Source organism: Aurantimonas marianensis, assembly GCF_024195285.1.
Taxonomy (GTDB): domain Bacteria; phylum Pseudomonadota; class Alphaproteobacteria; order Rhizobiales; family Rhizobiaceae; genus Aurantimonas; species Aurantimonas marianensis.
On sequence record NZ_JALHBS010000069.1, the window covers coordinates 49,663 to 72,063 of the forward strand.

20 protein-coding genes are annotated in these 22,401 nt (G+C 63.1%); 3 read left to right on the top strand and 17 right to left on the bottom strand.

Features of this window, described 5'->3' with window-relative positions:
* Positions 1-30 precede the first annotated feature (30 nt).
* From MJ956_RS11765 to MJ956_RS11800, 8 genes are all read right to left on the bottom strand, one after another.
* Entirely contained in the window at positions 31-1,029 is a 999-nt protein-coding gene (locus MJ956_RS11765) for a zinc-dependent alcohol dehydrogenase family protein (RefSeq protein WP_253964649.1), read from the bottom strand.
* A gap of 2 nt (positions 1,030-1,031) precedes the next feature.
* A complete protein-coding gene (locus MJ956_RS11770; RefSeq protein ID WP_253964697.1) occupies positions 1,032-2,516 on the bottom strand; it encodes a mannitol dehydrogenase family protein in 1,485 nt (494 codons plus the stop codon).
* A 57-nt stretch (positions 2,517-2,573) separates the two neighbouring features.
* Positions 2,574-3,347: an L-iditol 2-dehydrogenase gene (locus tag MJ956_RS11775; protein WP_253964650.1), complete on the bottom strand. Its 774-nt coding sequence runs from the start codon at positions 3,345-3,347 to the stop codon at positions 2,574-2,576.
* Positions 3,344-4,348, bottom strand: coding sequence for an ABC transporter ATP-binding protein (locus MJ956_RS11780; protein ID WP_253964651.1), 1,005 nt, complete (start codon positions 4,346-4,348; stop codon positions 3,344-3,346). Before MJ956_RS11780 ends, MJ956_RS11775 begins: the two co-directional genes overlap by 4 nt.
* A 9-nt stretch (positions 4,349-4,357) precedes the next feature.
* Positions 4,358-5,188, bottom strand: a complete 831-nt coding sequence (locus tag MJ956_RS11785; protein ID WP_206456278.1) for a carbohydrate ABC transporter permease — start codon at positions 5,186-5,188, stop codon at positions 4,358-4,360.
* 14 nt (positions 5,189-5,202) lie between these two features.
* Positions 5,203-6,069, bottom strand: a complete 867-nt coding sequence (locus MJ956_RS11790) for a carbohydrate ABC transporter permease (RefSeq protein WP_253964652.1) — start codon at positions 6,067-6,069, stop codon at positions 5,203-5,205.
* 131 nt (positions 6,070-6,200) lie between these two features.
* Positions 6,201-7,505 carry an ABC transporter substrate-binding protein gene (locus MJ956_RS11795; RefSeq protein WP_253964653.1) on the bottom strand — a complete coding sequence of 435 codons (1,305 nt, stop codon included), beginning with the start codon at positions 7,503-7,505 and terminating at the stop codon, positions 6,201-6,203.
* 130 nt (positions 7,506-7,635) lie between these two features.
* Complete coding sequence (locus MJ956_RS11800) at positions 7,636-8,661, bottom strand: LacI family DNA-binding transcriptional regulator (RefSeq protein ID WP_253964654.1); 1,026 nt, start codon at positions 8,659-8,661, stop codon at positions 7,636-7,638.
* Positions 8,662-8,814: 153 nt separating this feature from the next.
* Here MJ956_RS11800 and MJ956_RS11805 point away from each other — a divergent pair, with 153 nt between their 5' ends.
* Positions 8,815-9,762: a tagatose kinase gene (locus tag MJ956_RS11805; protein WP_253964655.1), complete on the top strand. Its 948-nt coding sequence runs from the start codon at positions 8,815-8,817 to the stop codon at positions 9,760-9,762.
* Positions 9,759-11,030 carry a D-tagatose-bisphosphate aldolase, class II, non-catalytic subunit gene (locus MJ956_RS11810; protein WP_253964656.1) on the top strand — a complete coding sequence of 424 codons (1,272 nt, stop codon included), beginning with the start codon at positions 9,759-9,761 and terminating at the stop codon, positions 11,028-11,030. Before MJ956_RS11805 ends, MJ956_RS11810 begins: the two co-directional genes overlap by 4 nt.
* Positions 11,031-11,349: 319 nt before the next feature.
* Here the strand turns inward: MJ956_RS11810 and MJ956_RS11815 are convergent, their stop codons facing one another.
* The 8 genes from MJ956_RS11815 to MJ956_RS11850 form a co-directional block, all read right to left on the bottom strand.
* On the bottom strand, positions 11,350-12,531 hold the full coding sequence (locus MJ956_RS11815; RefSeq protein WP_253964657.1) for a pyridoxal phosphate-dependent aminotransferase: 1,182 nt from the start codon (positions 12,529-12,531) through the stop codon (positions 11,350-11,352).
* Positions 12,532-12,677: 146 nt separating this feature from the next.
* Entirely contained in the window at positions 12,678-13,823 is a 1,146-nt protein-coding gene (locus tag MJ956_RS11820) for an iron-containing alcohol dehydrogenase (RefSeq protein ID WP_253964658.1), read from the bottom strand.
* A gap of 3 nt (positions 13,824-13,826) precedes the next feature.
* Positions 13,827-15,209 carry an aldehyde dehydrogenase family protein gene (locus tag MJ956_RS11825; protein WP_253964659.1) on the bottom strand — a complete coding sequence of 461 codons (1,383 nt, stop codon included), beginning with the start codon at positions 15,207-15,209 and terminating at the stop codon, positions 13,827-13,829.
* Positions 15,210-15,218: 9 nt separating this feature from the next.
* A complete protein-coding gene (locus tag MJ956_RS11830) occupies positions 15,219-16,589 on the bottom strand; it encodes a glutamine synthetase family protein (RefSeq protein ID WP_253964660.1) in 1,371 nt (456 codons plus the stop codon).
* Positions 16,590-16,670: 81 nt separating this feature from the next.
* Entirely contained in the window at positions 16,671-17,723 is a 1,053-nt protein-coding gene (locus MJ956_RS11835) for a TRAP transporter substrate-binding protein (RefSeq protein ID WP_253964661.1), read from the bottom strand.
* An 81-nt stretch (positions 17,724-17,804) separates the two neighbouring features.
* Complete coding sequence (locus tag MJ956_RS11840; protein WP_253964662.1) at positions 17,805-19,136, bottom strand: TRAP transporter large permease; 1,332 nt, start codon at positions 19,134-19,136, stop codon at positions 17,805-17,807.
* Entirely contained in the window at positions 19,133-19,723 is a 591-nt protein-coding gene (locus MJ956_RS11845) for a TRAP transporter small permease subunit (RefSeq protein ID WP_341482722.1), read from the bottom strand. Before MJ956_RS11845 ends, MJ956_RS11840 begins: the two co-directional genes overlap by 4 nt.
* Positions 19,720-20,526: an N-formylglutamate amidohydrolase gene (locus tag MJ956_RS11850; RefSeq protein WP_253964663.1), complete on the bottom strand. Its 807-nt coding sequence runs from the start codon at positions 20,524-20,526 to the stop codon at positions 19,720-19,722. The genes MJ956_RS11845 and MJ956_RS11850 overlap by 4 nt, the downstream gene beginning before the upstream one ends.
* A gap of 134 nt (positions 20,527-20,660) precedes the next feature.
* On the opposite strand from MJ956_RS11850, the gene MJ956_RS11855 reads away from it, so the two are divergent.
* Positions 20,661-21,536, top strand: coding sequence for a MurR/RpiR family transcriptional regulator (locus MJ956_RS11855; protein ID WP_253964664.1), 876 nt, complete (start codon positions 20,661-20,663; stop codon positions 21,534-21,536).
* 30 nt (positions 21,537-21,566) lie between these two features.
* Here the strand turns inward: MJ956_RS11855 and MJ956_RS11860 are convergent, their stop codons facing one another.
* Positions 21,567-22,391, bottom strand: a complete 825-nt coding sequence (locus tag MJ956_RS11860) for an XdhC family protein (RefSeq protein WP_253964665.1) — start codon at positions 22,389-22,391, stop codon at positions 21,567-21,569.
* Positions 22,392-22,401 lie beyond the last annotated feature (10 nt).

The window sequence follows — 22,401 nt, forward strand, 5'->3', positions numbered from 1 at the left end:
AGTCTGCTCCGAACTCCTCGCGCGCATAAGTCATTCGTCATTGACCGCCATGACTTTGAGTGACCCGGATGGGCGTTCGTGACCGAGAAACGGAACGATATCGCGCAAAGGCAGCCGATGCGAAATCAGTCGGGAAATCCCAGGTCCGATGGCAGCGATAGTTTCGAGAGCCTCGGGGATGTTGTGATTGAGGGAATGTGCCCCTGCCAACCGCAGCTGACGACGAAAGATTTCCTGGGGCGAGACCTGTATGGTCTTACCGGGCGGACAAACGCCAAAAAATAAAACATTCCCGCCGTTCGCGGCGTAATCAATCATTCCCTGAGCCACGGCGATCACACCTGTAGCGTCAACGACCAAATCCATCGACCGCGAATACTTCTCCAGATCACGCGATCCCGCAGCGATCGCGTTCAACTGAAATGTCTCGGCCAGCGCAAGTCGGCTTTCATCGAGATCGACCATCGTAATGTCGGCAATCCCGCGGGTTCGCAGCGTCAGTGCCATCAACAGTCCGATCGGGCCCGCGCCGAATATCAACGTGTTCTCTATTCTGTCGATGTCGACTGCACCAAGCCCGTTGAGAACGCAGCCAACCGGCTCCGCCAGGGCGGCGACCTCGAAAGAAAGGCTCCCGATCCCAACGATATTTTTCTGATTGACAGCGCTGTAATCGGCGAATCCACCATTTCTGGTGACCCCATAGGCGCCGAGATTTTCGCAGAGATTGGTCAGGCCTTTTCGGCATGGCCGGCAGGTTCCGCAGTGAAAATTCGGATCGACCACCACGTGATCGCCAATCGCAAACCCGTCTACGGCGACGCCCTTTGCGACGATCTCGCCGGCATATTCATGACCGGGAACGAGCGGAAATCTGGAGCTGCCGTATCTGCCATGAAGGATGTCGATATCCGTGTGGCATATACCACTGGCTTTCATACGAATGATCAGATCGTCTGCGGCGGGCTCGGGATCCGCGATGCTTGCATATTCTGCCTTGTCCAAAGCCTCGTAGGTAACCGCATCCATATTCAGTTCCTCCGTTGGCCCGCCGATAAATAGGCCTCCAGCGTATTTGATGTCCCGTTCTGCCAAAGCATGTTGAGCCAGTAGGTGAACCGTGCGCGGAAATCTTCATTGCCCGCGACATCGCCATAGACGTCTGAAAGCGTCAGCCATTCGGCCGGATTTTCTTTTGCCTTTCGCGACAGCGCCACGAGGCGGTCCCAATGGGAATCGTTCGGCGCAATTTCGGCGCCGCTCTCCGTGACGCCGTAACAATAGCGGCACCACAGCGCACATTCGAGCGCCAGCCCATCGAACTTGCCGCCCAGCTTCAAGGCCTCGCGCAGAACGGGCACGACGAATTTCGGCTGGCGGTTATAGCCGTCAAGGCAAAGGCGCTGCACGGTGTCGGCGATCTTCGGGTTGGAGAAACGTCGCTCGATAAGGTCAAAATATTCGAACGGATCAGTACCGGGAACCGGCGGCACCCGCGGCACGACCTCGGTCTCTTCGACCCTGCGCAGATATGCGCGGATAACCGGATGCTCCATCGCCTCGTGGACGAAACGGATGTCCATGAGCCCGGCAGGATAGGCGATGATCGCGTGGCCGCCATTGAGCATGCGAAGCTTCATCAGCTCGAAAGGCATGACATCGGAGACGAACTGAACGCCGACTTCTTCCAACGGCGGGCGGCCGAGAGGAAAATTGTCTTCCATGACCCATTGGGTGAACCCCTCACAAAAGACGGGCCAGCCGTCGTCAATGCCGTGTTCGTCCCGGCAGATTTCACGCTCGCGGTGGGACGTTGCCGGCGTGATGCGGTCGACCATGGAATTGGGGAATGCGACGTTTTCCGCAATCCAGTCGGACATCGCCTGATCAGACATGGCGGCAAGGCTGCAAAGCGTGTTGCGGGTCACCTTGCCATTGTGGGGAATGTTATCGCAACACATGACCGTAAAGGGCGGAGTTCCTGCATCACGACGCTTTTTCAGGCCAGCTATGGCAAGGCCGAAAACGGTCCTCGGCGAGGCGGGGTTTTCCGCATCCGCCACGATTGCCGGATGGCTCGGATCGAAATTGTCGTTCGCATCCAGGAAATAACCACCCTCGGTGATCGTCAGAGAAACAATGCGGGTCCTGGGATCGGCGAGACCGGCGATGATCGCGTCCGGATTGGCCGGCTCGATATAGTCTATCATCGAGCCGATGACATGCGCATCGCTGCGATCGGCCTCCTGTTCGACAATGGTGGTCAACCAGTCCTGCGCGCGCAGGACCTCGCGCGCGCGTCGGTCGCCCTCCAGCACGCCCGCGCCGACAATCGCCCAATCATGGCCCAGGCCCATGGAGAATAGCCGGTCAAGATATGTCGCCTGATGCGCCCGGTGAAAGTTGCCGATGCCGATATGGACGATCCCGGGCGAAAGCTGTTCGCGGGAATAGGACGGTATTGCCACCCTCGCGCCGATCTCGTCCAGGTTCTCTAGAGACAATTTCGTCGCCATCGCCACTCTCGATCCATGTTACTCGCTCGCGTCGGCGCAGGAAGAGCGTTTGTGCCCTCAGCTCATCCACTGGCCGCCATCGACATTGTAGGTTTGCGACAAGATGTAGTCGGCTTCGGACGAGGCGAGAAAGATCGCCATGCCGGTCAGATCGTCAGGAGTGGCAAAGCGGCCGGCAGGCACGCCAGCCGCAACTTCGGCTTTCTTCTGGCCAGGCTTCTTGCCTTCCAGCTTGGCGAACATCGCATCCACATGCGCCCAGTGTTCGCCATCGACGACCCCCGGGGCGATGGCGTTGACGTTGATGCCATGCTTGATCAGGTTCAGCCCCGCCGACTGGGTCATCGATATGACAGCCGCTTTGGTCGAGCAATAGATCAGCACAAGGCTCTCGCCGCGTCGCCCGGCCTGCGACGCCATGTTGATGATCTTGCCGCCATGACCCTGCTTGATCATTTGCCTGGCGGCAGCCTGCATGGTGAAAAGGGTGCCGCCGACATTGACGGCATATAGCTTGTCGTAGCTGGCGCGGGTGATGTCCACGGTTTCGGCAGCATCGAACAGCGCGGCGTTGTTGATCAGGATATCGAGCTTGCCGGCCTTCGCCACGACGGCGGCGATGGCCGCGTCGATGCTGTCCTGGTTGCTCACGTCGATCTGTACGGCATAGGCCGCATCGCCGATTTCTGCCGCGGTTTTCTTCGCTGCATCTAGGTTGATGTCGGCGATGGCAACAATTGCGCCTTCGCGGACGTAGGCTTCGGCGAAGCCTCGGCCAATACCGCGCGCGGAGCCGGTGATGAGAGCGGATTTTCCTTCAAGGCGTTTCACGCGACGCGAAGTCCTTGAGTGTCGAATTTGTGAAGGTGTTCCATCTGCGGCGTCAGGTAGACGGTGTCGCCATGCTTCACGTCACCCTCGCCGCCGGCGCGCACCGTCAAGGGATCGCAACCGGGAATGCCGTGGATATGCATGAAGGTGTCCGAACCAAGATGTTCCGCGACGCCAACCGTGCCCTGCCAGGTGCCTTCGGTCTTGGAGATGTCGATATGCTCGGGCCGGATGCCGATCGTATGCACGCCATGCTTGGCGGCTTCCGGTCCGTCCAGCTGGTTCATCTTGGGCGAGCCGATGAAGCCGGCGACGAACTTGTTGCGCGGCGTGCGATACAGCTCCAGCGGGCTGCCCACCTGCTCGATCACGCCGGCCTGTAGCACGACGATCTTGTCGGCCATGGTCATCGCCTCGACCTGGTCGTGGGTTACGTAGACCATCGTGGTGTCGAGCTTCTTGTGCAGTTCCGAGATCTCCATCCGCATGCCGACCCGCAGGGCGGCGTCAAGATTGGACAGCGGCTCGTCGAACAGGAAGGCGGCGGGTTCGCGCACAATAGCGCGGCCGATGGCGACACGCTGCCGCTGCCCGCCCGAAAGCTGCCCGGGGCGACGGTCGAGATAATCGGTCAGGTTCAGCGCGGCTGCCGCCTGGGCGATGCGCTTGTCCTGCTCGGCCTGCTCCATCCCGGCCATCTTCATCGGGAAGGCGATGTTCTTCCTGACGGTCATATGCGGGTACAGCGCATAGGACTGGAACACCATCGCCAGCCCGCGCTTGGCCGGCGGCAGGCCGGTGGCGTCCTTGCCGTCGATCTCGATATTGCCGGCGGTGGTGTCCTCAAGCCCCGCGATCAACCGCAGCAGGGTGGACTTGCCACAGCCCGATGGGCCGACAAAGACCACGAATTCGCCGTCATCAATTTCCAAGTCCAGCGGCGGGATGACCGTGATGTCGCCGAAGGATTTCTTGACCTGCTTTAGCCGTATGCGTCCCATATCAACTCCTCACTTCACAGCGCCGAAGGTCAGACCCCGGACAAGTTGCTTCTGGCTGAACCAGCCCATGATCAGAATTGGCGCAATGGCCATAACCGAAGCGGCGCTGAGCTTGGCGTAAAACAGGCCCTCGGGCGCTGAAAAACTGGAGATGAACTTTGTCAGCGGCGCCGCGTCCACAGTCGTCAGCAGGATGGTCCAGAACGCCTCGTTCCAGGCCAGGATAATGTTCAGCAGGATCGTCGACGCGATGCCGGGCAAGGCCATGGGCGTCAGCACATACAGGATTTCGGACTTCAGCGAGGCGCCATCCATGCGCGCGGCTTCGAGGATCTCGCCGGGAATCTCGCGGAAGTAAGTGTACAGCATCCAGACGATGATCGGCAGATTGATCAGCATCAGCACCACGATCAGCAGGATCCGACTGTCCATCACACCCAGCCATTTTGCGATCAGCACCAGCGGATAAAGCACACCGACAGCGGGCAGCATCTTGGTCGACAGCATCCACAGCAGGACGTCCTTGGTTCGTTTTCCGGGAACGAAGGCCATGGCCCAGGCGGCCGGGACGGCAATCAGGATGCCGAGAAGGGTAGACCCCACGGCGATGATGATCGAGTTCGTCAATGCCAGCGGATAGTTCGACCGCTCCAGCACCGCGCTGTAATTCTCCGTGGTCCAGTTGAAGAAGAACCACACCGGCGGATCCGAAATCGCCGTCGCCTCTGACTTGAAGCTGGTCAGGAATGTCCACATGATCGGAAAGAAGATCAGTAGCCCCAGGCTCCAGGCCAAGGCCGTCCACATGATTTTCTTGCGAGGAGTAACTGCGCGAGCCATGTTCCGATCCTCCTCTATTTATCCAGGTTCTTGCCGACGATCCGCATCAGGAAGATCGCGACGATGTTGGCAAGGATGACGGCGATGATGCCGCCCGCGGACCCCAGACCGATGTTCTGGCTTTCCAGCACGCGCTGATACACAAGGTAGGTCAGCGTTCGGGTGCCGAAGGCGCCGTTGGTGGTCACGAAGATCTCGGCGAAGATCGATAGCAGAAAGATCGTCTGGATCAGGATCACAACCGTGATGGCGCGGCTGAGATGCGGCAGGATGATGTACCAGAAACGGCTAAGCGCGGGCGCTCCGTCCATCTCCGCGGCCTCAAGCTGTTCGCTCGACAAGGACTGGACCGCGGTCAGCAGGATCAGCGTGGCGAAAGGCAGCCATTGCCAGGCCACGATCACGATAATCGAGAACAGCGACGATTGACTGAGGAAGTCATAAGGCTGCAGGCCCAGAAATTTGTAGAGATAAGAGAAAAGTCCGTTGTCCACGTTGAAAAACATGTTCTTCCAGACCAGCGCCGACACGGTCGGCATGATGAAGAACGGCGCGATCACCAGGATGCGCACAATCCCTTGCCCGAACATCGGCTGGTCCAGCAGCAAGGCAAGGAGAATGCCTCCCACGAGGGTGATCAACAGGATGCCGGCGACCATCCACAGCGTCGTGCCCACCGCACTCAGGAAAGACGACGATGTCACGAAGGATTCGTAGTTCCTGAAGCCGATCCAGGCGTCGAACACACCGCGCAGGGGGCGGTAGTCGGCGAACGAGAAGTACAGCGTCATGCAGAGCGGGACCAGCATCCACACCAGCAGGACGAACACGGCGGGCGCGATCATGATGCGGGCAGCGGCTTTTGATTGCTGAGTTGCCACAACGAACCTCCTGTCAGCGGTTGGAATGCGGACCTGAGCTTGCGAAAACCCTGCCAGGGTCTGCGCAAGATCGGGACGCGGACCGGAACCGTGAAGGGCGGACCGATCGGTCCGCCCTTCGAAGTCCAGACTCAGTAACCTGCGGCTTCCATTTCCTCGGTGGTTATTTCTTGCGACCTGGAGAGAGCCTCTTCAGCAGATTGCTGACCGGCCAGAGCCGAGGCGAATTGCTGACCAACCTGCGTGGCGATGCCGGCAAACTCGGGGATCGCAACGAACTGGACGCCGGTATAGGGAACCGGATCAACCGTCGGGTTGGTCGGATCGGCTGTGCCCATCGACACCTTGGTCATCGCAGCGAACGGCGCCGCATTCAGGTAGTCTTCGTTCTCGTAGAGCGACGTGCGTGTGCCCGGAGGAACCGCGACCCAGCCCTTGCTTTCAGCGACGAGCGCGGAATATTCGGGGCCAGTCGCCCAGTTGATGAAGGTCTTGGCGGCCTCCTGCTTCTCGGAAGAAGTCGGGATCGCCAAGGACCACGCCCATAGCCAATTGCCGCGTTTGCCCAGACCCGTGTCGGGTGCCAGCGCAAAGCCGACCTGATCGGCAACCGTCGAGTCGTCGTTCACCACGAACTGGCCGGCGGATGTCGCGTCGATCCAGATACCGCACTTGCCCTGCTGGAACAGCGTGAGGTTTTCGTTGAAGCCGTTGTTGGCCGCACCGGCCGGGCCCGATTCTTCCATCATCCCAAGGTAGAAGTTGAGCGTGTCGGACCATGGCTCAGTGTCGAACTGTGCATTCCACTCTTCATCGAACCAGCGTGCGCCGAACGAGTTGGACATAGCGGTAATAAGCGCCATGTTCTCGCCCCAACCGGCCTTGCCGCGCAGGCAGATGCCGTTGATGTCATTGGCACGGTCGGTCATTTTCTTCGCCGCTTCGCGAATGAATTCCCACGTCGGCGCTTCGGGCATTTCCAGACCGGCTTTTTCCATCAAGTCCTTGCGGTACATGGTGAAGGAAGACTCGGCGTAAAACGGAGCGGCGTAAAGCTCGCCATCGACCGACAGACCACCACGGATCGCGGGGATCAGGTCGTCAACCTGGTAGTCAGCGGGCAGATCGTTCAAGGACACGAGCCAGCCGTTCTTGCCCCAGATCGGCACTTCGTATGTCCCGATTGTCAGGATGTCGTAGGCGCCGCCGCCGGTCGAGATGTCGGTCGTCACATTCTGCCGCAGGACGTTTTCTTCCAGCGTCACCCACTCAACGGTGATGTCAGGGTGCTTGGCGTTGAAGTCACCCATCAGACCCTGCATGGTGATCATGTCGCCGTTATTCACGGTCGCGATGGTGATTTCCTCGGCAGACACGGCCGGAACGGCCACGAGCGAGAGCGCGGTCGCCGCGAACAGATTTTTAGCTAGTTTCATCCCAGATTCCTCCCTTGAATTTTGCGAGCTGCAACAGAAACACTAAATCTTCGCGGTCGCGAGTCAACAAGAAACTTATCGCGCGTAAACTTTTCTCGAGAACCGTCGGTCATGCACCGGATTCCGGCAGCTAGGCCGACGAGCGCAGAATCAATTTGCCCTCGAAGAGCGTCTCTTCACGTGAATCCTGCTTGCTGCCCGAATGCATGATTTCGAACAATTTCTCCACACTGGTGTCGACGATCGCCGAGTAATCCTGCGACACGGTTGTCAGCGCCGGGCAAGTAAAGCGCGACCAGGGATGGTCGTCATGACCGGCCACCCGCATCGCGCACCCTGATCCGCGCCCGACGCGCAACCCCATTTCATATGCGGCGGCCAAAAGGCCGATTGCGATCCGATCGTTACTGCACAGCACGGTGTTCGACGGGAGTTTGCGCTCGGAAATCAGCCGCTTTCCTTCATTCAGGCCGACCTGCTCAAACTCCCATCCATGTTCCCCGACGTGGATGATCTCCGGCGTCTGGCCAAGCAGTTCCACCGCCTTGATATACGCGCTCCGGCGCTTCATGGCGTTGGGGTTGACCGGTGGCATCTCGAAGAAACAAGGCGGTTCGCCGGTGCGGCACAAATAGTCTACGATCAGACCAATGCTCTGGAAGTTGTCCGACCCGACAAAGACTTCGCCGATTTCCTGATTGCTGTCGAATGTCACCGTCGGCACATCTTCGGTAAATTTCCGTACCGCCTCCAAATCCGATGCGCGTCCAAGGGGCGCAATCAGGGCGCCAGCCGGCTTGAGCGATCTCAACGTCTCCAGAGCGTTGATCTCCAGCTGCCGCTGTCCGTGTGAACTGAACAGAATCGGCCAATAGCCGGCATCGATACAACGCCGCTCGATCATTCGAGCCATCTCCGCAAAGAACGGATCGGCGAGATAGGGCACGATGATGCCGATATTCTTGGTCAGCTTCCTGTTCTGGTTGACGGCGAAAATGTTGGGCCTGAAGTCAAATTGCTCCAAAGCCCGCTCGATCCGCTCCCGCGTGGTGCTGCGCACACTTGCCGGGTCGTTGAAATATTTCGAGACGGTCGGACGTGATATCCCGCTCGCCGACGCAAATTCCTCCATCGTCTGAATTCTTGTTTCACCCACGCCACGATCCTTCCGGCATAACGATCAGCGCCTTGAGCGCGCCTGATCTTAACAAATCCCTATCACTTAATTTTGCGCGCGTAAAGATTTATCTTGACGCTGGGAAGATATTGACGCAGCCTGCCGTCGTAGCGGCGACTTGGGGGAAGCGCGTTGAAGACGATCGTTGTCATCGGCGAAATATTGGTAGAGATCATGGCCGACTCCGTGGGTGACGGATTCCACCAGCCAATCGCCCTGACCGGTCCCTACCCATCGGGCGCGCCTGCCATCTTCATCGATCAGGTCGCCAAACTTGGCCAGCCTTGCGCAATTGTTTCAGCCGTCGGCGACGACGATTTCGGCCACCTCAATCTCGATCGATTAAGGCGCGACGGCGTTGATGTGTCCTCCGTCCGGATCGATTCCGATCGGCCGACCGGAAGTGCCTTCGTGCGCTACCGCGAGGACGGCTCACGGGACTTCGTATTCAACATTCGTCACAGCGCGTGCGGATTTCTTCCGCACTCGAGCACGACGGAATCCGCCCTTTCAGACGCCGATCATCTCCATGTGATGGGCTCCTCCCTGTCCAGCCGGGAATTCGTCGCGCTGAACGTCAAATCGGCCTTGTCGGTGAAGGCGCGCGGTGGAACCGTGTCGTTTGATCCCAACCTGCGAAAAGAGACCCTCGCCACGCCGGGCATGCGCGATGCGATGATGCAAATCCTCGCCGCGACGGACCTTTTCTTGCCCAGCGGCGAAGAACTGACCCTGCTGACCGAGGCCACTGACGAAATTGATGCTGTCCGGGAGTTGCTGTCCATGGGCATGGAAGCGATCGTCCATAAGCAAGGCGCGGCGGGGGTGCGGTATCATGATGCCTCGCGCAGCATCGTCGCGCCGGCCTTTCAGGTTGAGGAAATCGACCCTACCGGTGCCGGCGACTGCTTTGGCGGCGCCTTCACCACGCTGTGGCTTCGCGGCATGGAAACAGACGCCGCGTTGAAAATGGCCTGCGCGGCCGGAGCTCTGGCGGTGACACGCCGCGGGCCGATGGAAGGCACAAGCACGCTTGCCGAACTCGATGAATTCATAGGTACAACGAAAAGGCTGTCATGATGCAGACCGGTCTCGACCAACTCGCCGAACTGCGGCGGACGGGAACGCCGCGTGGCATCACCTCGGTGTGTTCGGCGCATCCGGTGGTATTGCGCGCGGCGCTGCGCCTCGGGCGAGAAACCGGCGCGACGGTTCTGATCGAGGCGACCTGCAATCAGGTGAATCATCAGGGCGGCTACACAGGGATGCAACCCGCCGATTTCGCGGCCCTGGTTGGCGTAATCGCTGAAGAGGAAGGGTGTCCGGCCAAGCAGATCGTCCTTGGCGGCGACCATCTTGGCCCCAACCCGTGGCGTGATCAATCGGCTGACGCCGCCATGGCCGAAGCCGAGAAAATGGTCGAAGCCTATGTCGCCGCGGGCTTTCGCAAGATCCATCTCGACGCCTCCATGGGCTGTGCGGGCGAGCCGGTGGCGCTCGGCGACGAAGCTGCTGCCAAACGCGCCGTGCGGCTGGCCGCCATCGCCGAGCGCACCGCGGCAGAACAGGGCGGCGAAATGCCCCGCTACATTATCGGGACCGAAGTACCGCCGCCCGGCGGCGCCGACCATGCGCTGGACGAGATCACACCGACCGCGCCGGAGGCCGCACGCATGACCATCGCCGTGCATCGCCAACACTTCGCCGACGCCGGTTTGTCGGAGGTGATGGCCCGGGTCATCGGCATCGTGGTGCAGCCCGGCGTGGAATTCGGCAATCACAATGTCATCGCCTATGACAGGAGCAAGGTGCAAGCGCTGACCCGGGTTCTCGATGATGAGCCCCGCTTCGTATTCGAGGCGCATTCCACCGATTATCAGGGCACCGGGCCCCTGTCGGAACTGGTCGAAGACGGATTTTCGATCCTCAAAGTCGGCCCTGAACTGACCTTTGTGTTGCGCGAGGCGCTCTATGCCCTCGACCTGATCGCCTCCGACCTGGTCCCGGATTACGGTGACCGATCCCTGATGAAGGCGATGGAAGAGATCATGCTGGCGGCACCCGGCAACTGGAACCGTCACTATACGGGCGACGCCGCGACACAAGCCGCGCTACGCCACTATTCGCTGTCCGACCGGATTCGCTATTGCTGGGCATCCGAGGCGGCAGAAACCGCCGTCGCCCGGCTTTCCGAGCACTTGGAGGGACGGACAGTTCCTCTGCCGCTTATGTGGCAACATCTGCCAGCAGCGGCGCCGTACGCCGACAAGCCACTGGACGTGCAGGCATTGCTGATCTGGCGGGTGAGCGAAAGCTTGCGATCCTACCACGCTGCCTGCCGCGTCTGAAAAAGATCATGGTAAAGCGGCCGGAGCGGCGTCACGTCGACTAATTGAAACCGCGTGGTTGCGGATGAAGCCGCGGCCACCCCGCGGTGGCGCGAATTCCTGGGCCGTCAGCGTTTCCCGGGTGAGCAGCATTTCCGCCCGGCGTCCAGGTCGGCGCGCTATCCCCGCGAGAATATCCCTGGCGCGCTCTGCCGCGCTCTCGATGAATGCCGGGGCGAGCGGCCAGTCGATCCGCTCACCGCTGGTTCGCCCCGGCACCGCCGGTAAGTCCGATGATTCCCGCGGTGTTCTGTTCCTGCCGCGCTGAGGCCGGAGACGATCAGCGGCCGGCGCTGGAGCGCAGAAACCCGTCCATCCGCGCCAGCGCCTGACGGATGTTTTCCTCGGAGTTGGCATAGGACAGCCGCAGATAGCCCTCGCCAAGAATGCCGAAGTCGGGGCCGCCGATCAGCGCAACCCCGGTTTCCTCGAGCAGCGCGGACGCCAGCTTCTTGGCCTTCCAGCCGGTCCCGGAGATATTCGGGAAGGCATAGAACGCTCCCTTCGGCGTCGCGCAGGTCACGCCCGGCAGGGCGTTGAGCCCCTCGACGACGACACGGCGGCGGCGGTCGAAGGCAGCCATCATCGCCTCGACATCGTCCTGCGGCCCGTCGATCGCGGCGATCCCGGCGAACTGGCTCGGCGCGTTGACGCAGGACCAGCAATTGACCGCCAGCTTGCGGATCTTGTCGTAGAGTTGGTCGGGCCAGATCGACCAGCCCATGCGCCAGCCGGTCATCGCCCAGGTCTTCGACCAGCCGTTCAGCACAATCAGCCGGTCGCGCAGTTCGGGAAAGGTCAAAAGCGAGCAATGTTCCTCACCGTCATAGGTCATGACGTCGTAGATATCGTCCGACAGGATCGCGACGTCCGGATGATCGGCGAGGCCCTTCACCAGCTTCTCGATCTCGGCGCGCGGGGTGACGCCGCCGGTCGGGTTGGCCGGAGAGTTCAGGATCAGGAGCCGCGTCCGGTCGGTGATCAGCGACAGGGTTTCGTCGGCCGAGAAGGCAAAGCCGTTTTCCTCGCGAACCGGGACCGGCACCGGCGTCGCGCCGGTGTATTCGATCATTGAGCGGTAGATCGGAAACCCCGGATCGGGGTAGAGGATCTCGGCGCCCGCCTCGCCGAACATGACGATCGCCGCATACATGGTCGGCTTGCCGCCGGGCAGGATCACGATGCTCTCCGGCGAGATCTCGACGCCGGTCGTCGTCAGCGTTCGCCGCGCCACCGCCTCGCGCGTCGCCAGCAGGCCGGTTGCCGGCGTATAGCCGTGGTGGCCGTCGCGCAGCGCCTTGATCGCCGCTTCGACGATGTGGTCCGGGGTGCGAAAATCCGGCTGGCCGATGCCGAGATTGATGATGTCCTTGCCCGCGGCGCTGAGCGCCGTCGCGCGTGCGAGCACGGCGAAGGCGTTTTCCTCGCCGATGCGATCGAAACCTGAAATGGTGTGAAGCATCATCGTCTCTTAGAAGGCGTGGCCACGAAACCGGGGCTCCAGGCGCATCCACGCACCGGGATTCTGCGGCCACTGCCTATGCCATGCCGGCGGCGAAGTCGAGCTACAGCGCCTGGGTGCGGCGGGGTCCGGCGTCCCGCATCGAATCACAGACAGGCGCGGATCAGGTCGCGGGTGTTCTCGGGGGTCATCGGCACCGGGTTGCCGCCGGTGCTGGGATCGCGCAGCGCCATCTCGGTCAGGCGATCGATGTCGGGATCGACGACGCCCAGCGCCGTCAAATTGGCGGGGATGCCCAGCTCACCGGTGAGTTCGCCGACGAAGGCGTCGAACCCCTCGAAGCCCCCGGCGATGCCGAGATAGGCCGCCGCCCGTTCGATCCGCGCTTCGATCACGTCGCGATTGAAGGCCAGCACCGGCCGCATGACGACCGCGTTCGTGGTGCCGTGATGGGCATGATGGATGGCGCCGATCGGATGCGAGATCGCATGGATCGCGCCGAGGCCCTTCTGGAAGGCGGTCGCGCCCATGGCGGCGGCGGCCATCACCTGGGCGCGGGCCTCGATATCGGAGCCGTCGCGAAAGGCGCGCGGCAGAAAATCCTTGACCAGCCGCAGGCCTTCCAGGGCGATTCCCTGGCTCATCGGATGAAAATGCGGCGAACAATAAGCTTCCAGGCAATGGGCGAAAGCATCCATGCCGGTGCCGGCGGTGATCGCCGGCGGCATGCCGACGGTGAGCTCGGGATCGCAGATGACCACCCGCGGCATCAGTTTCGGATGGAAGATGATCTTCTTGGTTTCGGTCGCCGTGTCGGTCAGGACTCCCGCCCGGCCAACCTCCGAACCGGTTCCCGCCGTCGTCGGCACCGCGACGATCGGGGCGATCGCGTCGGCGTTTGCCCGCGTCCACCAGTCGCCGATGTCCTCCAGATCCCAGACCGGGATCGACTGCCCGGCCATCAGCGCGACGAGCTTGCCGAGATCGAGACCCGAGCCGCCGCCGAAGGCGATCACGCCGTCATGGCCGCCGTCGCGATAGGCATTCACCCCGGCGTCGAGATTGGCGCCGTTCGGGTTCGGGTCGACCTCGGCGAAGATCGCCCGGCCCAGCCCCGCTTCCGCCATCAGGTCGAGCGCGCGGGCGGTGACCGGCAGCTTGGCCAGCCCGCTGTCGGTGACCAGCAGCGGGCGCGCGATGCCGGCGGCCGCGCAGGCGTCGGCAAGTTCCGCGATCCGCCCGGCGCCGAAACGGATGGCGGTCGGATACGACCAGTTGCCCCAAAGCTTCATGGGTCAGGCTTTCTTCAGATGATAGGATTTCGGGCGGGTCACGCTGCGATAGCCGAGCGTCGACAGCGCCGCGCCGCGGCCGGTGTCCTTGCAGCCGGTCCAGCAGAGCGCCGGGTCGAGATAGTCGCAGCGGTTCATGTAGATCGTCCCGGTCTCGATCTGGCGGCCGATCCGCTCCGCCGCGTCGGCGTCGCGCGTCCACAGCGAGGCGGTCAATCCGAAGGGCGAATCGTTCATCAGCGCAATCGCTTCTTCATCAGACGACACCCGCATGATGCCAACGACGGGGCCGAAGCTTTCGTCGCGCATGACGCGCATGGAATGATCGACGTCGATCAGGATCTGCGGGGCGAGATAGGCTGTGTCGCCGGTGTCGGCGGGAAACAGTGCCGGATCGATCAGCGCCCTGGCGCCGGCGTCGATCGCTTCCTTCACCTGGGCCCGCACCTCGCGGGCGAAGCGGATATTTGCCATCGGCCCGAGCGTCGTTTCCGGGTCGAGCGGATCGCCGAGACGATAGGCTTCGACGATCTTGACCGCCTTCTCCACGAAGGCATCGAAAAGCGCGTCCGCGACGTAGATCCGCTCGATGCCGCAGCAGCACTGGCCGGAGTTGAACATCGCGCCGTCGATCAGCGTCTCCACCGCCGCGTCGAGATCGGCGTCTTCGCGGACATAGCCCGGATCCTTGCCGCCGAGCTCCAGTCCGACGCCGGTGAAGGTGCCGGCCGCCGCACGCTCGATTGCCCGTCCGCCGCCGACCGAGCCGGTGAAGTTGACGAAGTCGAAGGCGCGGGCGCCGAGAAGCTCGGCGGTCGTCTCATGGGTGACGTGGATCGCCTGGAACAGGCCGTCCGGCAGGCCGGCGTCGCGGAAGGCGGCGGCGAAGCGGTCGCCGGCGAGGATCGTCTGCGTCGAATGTTTCAGCACCACCGCGTTGCCGGCCGCCAGCGCCGGCACGATCGTGTTGACGGCGGTGAGATACGGGTAGTTCCAGGGTGCGATCACCAGCACGAGACCGAGCGGTTCATAGGCGATGAAGCGGCGGAAGGCATCGGAATTCTCGATCACCGTCGGCGCCAGCGCCTCCTTCGCCAGCGCGGTCATGTGGAAGGCGCGCTCCTTCACGCCGCCGATCTCGCCGCCGTAGCGTACCGGCCGGCCCATCATCCGGGCGAGTTCGGGGACGATGTCGTCGTTCATCGCCTCGAGCGCCGAAATCGCCCGGTCGACGATCGCGACACGTTCGGCCTCAGGTCGCGCCGCCCAATCCTTCTGGGCGGTCCGCGCGGCCTGAAGGCGAGGCGCGAGCGCCGCCGCGTCCTCGGTTACCCGGCGCACCAGAACGCTGCCGTCGATCGGCGAGATACAGGTCAGTTCGCTCATCATAGCCTCTCAGGCGCGCTCGAAGCCGCGCCGGACTTCCCAGTCCGTCACATGGAAATCATATTCGTGCTGCTCCCACCGGGCGGCATGCACATAGTGGTCGATGACATCGTCGCCGAAGGCCCGTCTCAGCATGGCGGATTGGTCGAACGCCTCGGTCGCGGCGCGAAGGGTCGAGGGGACATGCCGCATTCCTTCGCGCGCCCCATAGGCATCGCCCTCGAAGGCGGGCTCCAGCGCCAGCTTTTCCTCGATCCCGGCGAGCCCGGCGGCGATCTGGCCGGCAAAGGCCAGATAGGGATTGAGGTCCGAGCCGCCGACCCTGCACTCGACCCTGACACCCTTGGTGCCGGCGCCGCACAGGCGATAGCCGGCGGTGCGGTTGTCGAGGCTCCACACGGCCATGGTCGGCGCGAAGGTGCCGGCGACGAAGCGCTTGTAGGAGTTGATGTTGGGCGCGAGCAGCAGCGTGACGTCGTCGGCGTATTGCAAGAGCCCGGCCAGATAATGCCGCATCAGTTCCGACATGCCATGCTCGGACGCCGCGTCGTAGAAGGCGGGCTCGCCGTCGAGGGTCTGCAACGATTGATGGACGTGGCTGGACGAGCCGGCGGAGGCGTCGTTCCACTTCGCCATGAAGGTCGCCGCGCGGCCCTTCGACCAGGCGATCTCCTTGACGCCGTTCTTGACGATCACATGATTGTCGGCGGCGGTCAGCGCGTGATCGTATTTGACGTTGATCTCCTCCTGACCCGCCGAGGCTTCGCCCTTCGAGCACTCGACCGGGATGCCGGCGCCATAGAGGCCATTGCGGACAGCGCGCATCACCTCCTCTTCCTTGGTCGTCTGGAGGATGTGATAGTCCTCATTGTACGCACTGACGAGGGAAAGATCGCGGTAGCCGGCTCGCGCGGCGGCGGCGAAACTGTCCTCGAACAGGAAGAATTCGAGCTCCGAGGCCATCGTCGGCCGCAGCCCGATCGCCTCCAGCCGGGCGATCTGGCGCTTCAGGATGGCGCGAGGCGAATGGGCGACCGGCGCGTGGGCGTCGTGGTCCTCCACGTCGCAGAGGACAAGCGCCGTCGCTTCCAGCCAGGGCACGCGGCGCAACGTCGACAGGTCCGGCCGCATGACGTAGTCGCCGTAGCCCGCCGCCCAGCTCGTCGCCTCGTAACCCTCGACCGTGTTCATTTCCATGTCGGTGGCCAGGAGATAGTTGCAGCTGTGGGTCTCTTCCCAGGCGCTCTCCACGAAGAAGACGGCGTGGAAGCGCTTGCCCATTAGCCGCCCCTGCATGTCCACCTGGACAGCCAGAACCGTGTCGATTTCGCCGCTCTGAACGGCCTGTTTCAGTTCGTCGAAGGTCAGTTTGCCGGGCATCGGTGAGACATGTCGCAGCTGGAGTGAGGGAGCCGCGGCACCGATCGTGGCGCCGCGGCCGGGTGGGGTTCTTCCGACTCGCTACGTGTAGCGGTAGGGCTTGCCGGCCTTGGCCATCACGTCGTTGTACTCGCGGAAGATCTTCACCACACGGGCGGTACGCTCGCTGGTCGCGGCGATCTCGTCCCAGAACTTGATCGCCTCGGCTTCCACCGTCGCCCATTCCTCTTCCGGGATCGTGGTCAGCTTCAGTTTGTCGCCGTTGACACGCAGCTTGGCCTCGCCGCCCCAATACCATTGCTGGCGGAAGTAGTGGGAGGAATCCATCGCCAGCTTCAACAGCGTCTTCAGGTGATCCGGCAGCTCGTCGTACTTCTCCTGGTTGGCGAAGAACGAGCCGCACCAGGCGCCGGAGATGTTGTTGGTGAGGAAGTAGTTGGTCACGTCGGCCCAGCCGACGGTGTAATCCTCGGTGATGCCGGACCAGGCGATACCATCGAGTTCGCCGGTCTGCAGCGCCACTTCGACATCTTCCCAGGGCAGCGTCACGGGCACGATGCCGAAGCGGGTGAGGAAGCGGCCGGCCGTCGGGAAGGTGAAGATCCGCTTACCCTTCAGATCCGCCAGGCTGTTGATCGGCTCCTTGGTGGCGAAGTTGCACGGATCCCATGAGCCGGCGGAGAGCCATTTCACGCCTTCGACCTCGCCATAGGCCTCCTCCCAGATCTCTTTCAGCCCGTACTGCTCGAACAGTACCGGCACGTCGAGGCTGTAGCGGGTGCCGAACGGGAAATAGCCGCCGAACACCGAGATGTCGACCGGCGCGGCGATGGAATCGTCGTCCGACTGGACCATGTCGATGGTGCCGCGCTGCATGGCGCGGAACAGTTCGCCCGTCGGCACGAGCTGATCGGCGAAGAACAGCTCGATTTCCATCTGGCCGTTTGCCGCCTTGTTGAAGTCGTCGACCATGCCCTTGACGACAAACTCGGCCAGCGCCGGGCCGGCATAGGTCTGCAGGCGCCAGCGAATGGGGCTGCTCTGGGCGTGAACAGCCGGGGCGGCGAGGGCCGAGGCGCCGGCCGCCGCCGTGACAACACCCGCCTTCTTGAGGAAATCGCGTCTGTTCGTCATGTCGTCGCTTCCTTCTGTTGCGGCCCGGTCAGGCCGGTTGCACGGGCTTTGCCGCCCGCTCGTTTTCGCCGACCAGAAGGGTCAGCGACCATTGGAATAGGCGAATTCCGGCAGCCACAGCGCGATCTGCGGAAAGGCGGTAACGATGCCGAGGCCGACGATCATGATGGTGACGAACGGCCAGACGGAACGGTAGATGTCGGACAGCGAGATTTCGGGCGGCGCCATCGCCCGCATCAGGAAGAGATTGTAGCCGAAGGGCGGCGTCATATAGGCGATCTGGCAGGTGATCGTGTAGAGGACGCCGTACCAGACGAGGTCGAAGCCGAGGGCGCCGACCAGCGGAATGTAGAGCGGCGCCACGATGACCAGCATGGCCGTGTCGTCGAGGAACATGCCAAGCAGGATGTAGGAAATCTGCATCATGATGAGAATCTGCCAGGGCCCAAGCCCCAGATCCTCGGTGAAGAAGCTGTCCAGCGCTCGCGACGCGCCGACACCGTCGAAGATACTGCCGAAGGCGAGCGCCGCCATGATGATCCAGAAGAACATGCAGGAGATGAGGAGCGTCTTTCGCACCGTCTCGTGCAGCACATGAAGGGTCAACCGACGCTTGACCAAGGCCGCGATCATCGCCGCCACCGCGCCGACGGCGGAGCTTTCCACCAGGCTGGTGACACCCATGACGAAAAGGCCGGTCATGGCGAAGAAGATGAACAGCGGCAGGATGCCGGCCTTGAGCAGACCGATCTTCTGCGCGCGGGTGATGTTCTCGCGCTCTTCCAGCGGCAGGACCGGGCCCAGCCTGGGATTCGCCCGGCAGCGGAGGTAGATATAGACGATGAACATCGCCGCGATCATCAGCCCCGGAAAGACGCCGGCGAGCCAGAGCTGGCCGACCGGCTGGCGGGCGATCATGCCGTAAAGAACGAGGACGACGCTCGGCGGCACCAGGATGCCCAGGGACGACCCCGCCTGGATAACCCCCGTCACCATCACCTTGTCGTAGCCGCGCCGCAGCAGTTCCGGCAGCGCGATCGTCGCGCCGATCGCCATGCCGGCAACCGAGAGCCCGTTCATGGCCGAGATCATCACCATCAGCCCGATCGTCCCGATGGCGAGGCCGCCGGCCGTGCCGCCCATCCAGACGTGGAACATGTGGTAGAGATCGTCGGCGATACCGCTCTCCGACAACATGTAGCCCATGAAGATGAACAGCGGCAGCGTGAGCAGCGGATACCATTTCATCAGCTTCATCACGGCCGAGAAACCCATCTCCGAACCGCCGTCGCCATAAAGAAAAAGCGCGGTCACCACCGCCACGCCACCGATGACGCCGAAGACGCGCTGGCCGGTCAAAAGCATGACCATCATGCTGGCGAACATGACGATGGCGATCATCTCGTAGCTCACGAGGCCGCCCCCCGCTCGGCTTCGTCCGGTTCCCCGCCACGCGGGTGATCGAGCTCGTCCTCGCGCGGCAGCCGCTCGACCCCCGGCAGCACGATTCCCCGCGCTTCGGCGACGTTGCGGATCAGCATCGCAATGGCCTGAAGCAGCATCAGCACGATGCCGCAGACCATGACGATCTTGATCGGCGCCATGTAGGGCCGCCAGGACGAATAGCTCCGCTCGCTGTATTCCAGCGCATAGGCCGTGGATGAGATGCCTCCGTAGAGGAGGATGCCGAGATAGAAGATCAGGAGAAGGATCGTGACCGCGTCGACACTTGCCTGCGTGCGTGGTGACCAGCGCCCGTAAGCAAGGTCCATGCGGACATGGGCGCCCATCTTGAGCGAATAGCCACCGCCGACCAGGAAATAGGCCACCATCGCGAACTGGGCCATCTCCAGCGTCCACAGCGATGGCAGGAAGAAGGTCTTGGTGATGGTCGAATAAAACAGGATGCCGATCATCGCGAAGATCGAATACATCGTGACGAGACCCACCCAACCGTTCACCCGGTCGATGAATCGGACATAGGCGGCCAGCCGCCTCATAGCGCCGCCCCTTTCGGCGCGTCGGCCGGGAGCGAGGCGTGGGCGCGCGACACCCAGGCGCCCAGGCGGCTGGCAATCTCGACCACGTCCCCGGGCATGTCGATCAGGTCGTTGCGGATCTCGATCATCGCATTGGCCATCCCATGCGGAACCGCGTGGGTCGCCAGCGTGTGCATGACCCCGTCGGCCGGACCGTATGGCTCGTTGCGGCGTATGTCGAGCGAGCCGTCTGCGGCATCGAGGATGGCGTCGGCGAGACGCCGGTCGCTGTCGTGCAGGATACCGATTTCCACGGACCGCCGCTCGCCGGCATAGATCGGCGTGAAGGAATGGATCGTCAAAAGCACGGGGTTGGCATGGGTGGCGCGATGCCGCGCGACGGCCTGCGCCAGCGTCCGCTCGAACGGCCGATAGAAGCGTTCGACCCGATCGGCCCGCACCGCCGCGCCCAGCCCCGTATTGCCGGGAATCTCGTGGATTTCACTGCGGGCGGGAATGGCGTCGCCGGCATCCGGCGGCCGGTTGCAGTCATAGACGAGGCGCGACACGGTCTGCGCGACCAGCGGCGCGTCGAACATCTCCGACAGATGCCGTGCCACCGCCAATGCTCCCGGGTCCCAGGCGGCGTGGCTGGCTTTCGTCGCCGCGCCGATGCCGAGATCGCCGAACTCGGCGGGAATCGCGTTCGAGGCATGTTCGCAGACGAGGAGAATGGCGCCGGCGCCGCCGGGATTGATCACCTCGACCGTTCGGGCGCGCGAGCCGGCGGACGGCTCATTCAGCGTTGCGCTCCCTTCGGACAAGGCGTTACCTCTCGACTGGCTCTGAAACGATCATTACAGAGTTGCCTACCATGTCAAGCACGACCGGCCGCGAAATTCGTCGGCGGCGCGGCACCATGTTAGGAGGCCGGCGCGGATGGACGGGGAGCTTTTGAATGACGACGAGCGATGACCGGACGGTCGCGGAGCTGATCCGCGCCGCGTTTCCCGATCTGACCCGCGCCGAGCGGCAGTTGGCCGACGCCATCCTCGAGGACTATCCGATCTCCGGGCTCGGCAGCATCACCGCCCTGTCGGAAAGCTCCGGCGTCTCGACGCCGACGGTGCTGCGCATGGCGCGCAAGCTCGGCTTCGACGGCTTCACGCATTTTCAGGCGAGCCTGCGCGGCGAACTGAAGATGATGATTTCCGATCCCGTCGCCAGGCGCGAGCACTGGACCGACGAGCTACCGCACGCCCATATCCTCAACCGCTTCGCCGAGGCGGTATCCGACAATCTGCGCAAGACACTGCAGCGGATGGACGTGGAGACCTTCGACGCCGCGACGGCCCTTCTGGCGGACCCCGATCGGGCGGTCTTCGTCGTCGGCGGCCGGGTCACCCACTCACTCGCCGACTATTTCTTCAGCCTGCTGCAGGTGATCCGCGACGGCGCGCATCTGTTGCCGCCCAACGCCAATATCTGGCCGCACAGCGTGTTGGGCATGAAGGAGGGCGACGTCCTCCTGATCTTCGACATCAGGCGCTATGAGCGCGAACTCCTGAGCCTCGCCAGGATGGCCCGCGCGCGCGGCGTGACCATCGTCTTGATGACCGACCAGTGGGGCTCGCCGATCACCACCCAGGCGGCACACGGCTTTCATGCCCGGATCGAGGTGCCGTCGGCCTGGGATTCGACCGTCGTTTTGACCTACCTGGTGGAGGCGTTGCTGGCCGGCATCCAGGCGCTGCACTGGGACACCGCGCGGCGGCGGATGAACGAGCTGGAAGGCCTGCTCGACGAAACCGCGATGTTCAAGAAGTTTACGTGAGGGAGAGGCGATGGGCGGGTTGACCGGCCCCTATCCCCCACCCTCGCGCTGGCCGCGGCGGCGGGCCTGAACGATCTCCGCGAGGATCGACAGCGCGATCTCCTCCGGCGTGATCGCGCCGAGATCGAGACCCGCCGGCGCCTTGACCCGGGCGAGCGCCAAAGGGTCGGCACCCTCGGCGGCCAGCGTCTGGCGCAGCGCCGTCATCTTGCGCCGGCTGCCGACGAAGGCGTGGGTGTCGGCCGCAATGCCCAGCGCGGCTGTCAGCGCCGCCTTGTCGCCCCGCCCTTGCGTCGAGACAACGACGAAGCGCCGGGCCTCTTGCAGGCCGTCGACCGCAAAGCCGTCGATGACGCGGTCGGCGTCCGGCGTTGAGGGCCGATCCTCCGCCGGGGCCGCGAGGGTGACATGGAAGCCGAGCGGCCGCGCCTGACTCGCCAGCGCCATCGCAACGGGACTGGCGCCAAGGATCACCAGCGAGGGTTGCGGCAGGACGGGCTCGATGAAGATGTCCATGGTGCCCTCGCTCGGGCACATGTTCTTGGCGAAGCGCACGCCCTCGCGGCTTTCGCCGGGGCTGACGCCGAGTTCGGCGAGGAGGTTTTCCGGCTGCACCGAGACCAGCCGCGCCACCCCGTCGGCGAGCGCCTCGCGCGCCGCCTTCAGCACCGCGCCGCGGGCACAGCCGCCGCCGATCCAGCCGGCCGCGATGGTGCCGTCCGCACGGATCACCGCCTTGGCGCCGGCCTTGGCGGCGGTCACCGAAACGGTCCGCACGACGGTCGCCAGAACGAAGGCTTCTTCGGCCGCCTTCAGACGGGATATCAGGTCGATCACGTCGACATGGGCGGTCATCGCAAGGGGT

What these genes read in the sequence shown, in the direction of transcription:
- MJ956_RS11770 (WP_253964697.1), bottom strand. Translation starts at nt 2,516, where the DNA reads ATGGCGACGAAATTGTCTCTAGAGAACCTGGACGAGATCGGCGCGAGG.
- MJ956_RS11830 (WP_253964660.1), bottom strand. Translation starts at nt 16,589, where the DNA reads ATGCCCGGCAAACTGACCTTCGACGAACTGAAACAGGCCGTTCAGAGC.
- MJ956_RS11855 (WP_253964664.1), top strand. Translation starts at nt 20,661, where the DNA reads ATGACGACGAGCGATGACCGGACGGTCGCGGAGCTGATCCGCGCCGCG.
- MJ956_RS11820 (WP_253964658.1), bottom strand. Translation starts at nt 13,823, where the DNA reads ATGAAGCTTTGGGGCAACTGGTCGTATCCGACCGCCATCCGTTTCGGC.
- MJ956_RS11835 (WP_253964661.1), bottom strand. Translation starts at nt 17,723, where the DNA reads ATGACGAACAGACGCGATTTCCTCAAGAAGGCGGGTGTTGTCACGGCG.
- MJ956_RS11785 (WP_206456278.1), bottom strand. Translation starts at nt 5,188, where the DNA reads ATGGCTCGCGCAGTTACTCCTCGCAAGAAAATCATGTGGACGGCCTTG.
- MJ956_RS11780 (WP_253964651.1), bottom strand. Translation starts at nt 4,348, where the DNA reads ATGGGACGCATACGGCTAAAGCAGGTCAAGAAATCCTTCGGCGACATC.
- MJ956_RS11845 (WP_341482722.1), bottom strand. Translation starts at nt 19,723, where the DNA reads ATGAGGCGGCTGGCCGCCTATGTCCGATTCATCGACCGGGTGAACGGT.
- MJ956_RS11815 (WP_253964657.1), bottom strand. Translation starts at nt 12,531, where the DNA reads ATGCTTCACACCATTTCAGGTTTCGATCGCATCGGCGAGGAAAACGCC.
- MJ956_RS11825 (WP_253964659.1), bottom strand. Translation starts at nt 15,209, where the DNA reads ATGAGCGAACTGACCTGTATCTCGCCGATCGACGGCAGCGTTCTGGTG.
- MJ956_RS11810 (WP_253964656.1), top strand. Translation starts at nt 9,759, where the DNA reads ATGATGCAGACCGGTCTCGACCAACTCGCCGAACTGCGGCGGACGGGA.
- MJ956_RS11765 (WP_253964649.1), bottom strand. Translation starts at nt 1,029, where the DNA reads ATGGATGCGGTTACCTACGAGGCTTTGGACAAGGCAGAATATGCAAGC.
- MJ956_RS11860 (WP_253964665.1), bottom strand. Translation starts at nt 22,391, where the DNA reads ATGACCGCCCATGTCGACGTGATCGACCTGATATCCCGTCTGAAGGCG.
- MJ956_RS11795 (WP_253964653.1), bottom strand. Translation starts at nt 7,505, where the DNA reads ATGAAACTAGCTAAAAATCTGTTCGCGGCGACCGCGCTCTCGCTCGTG.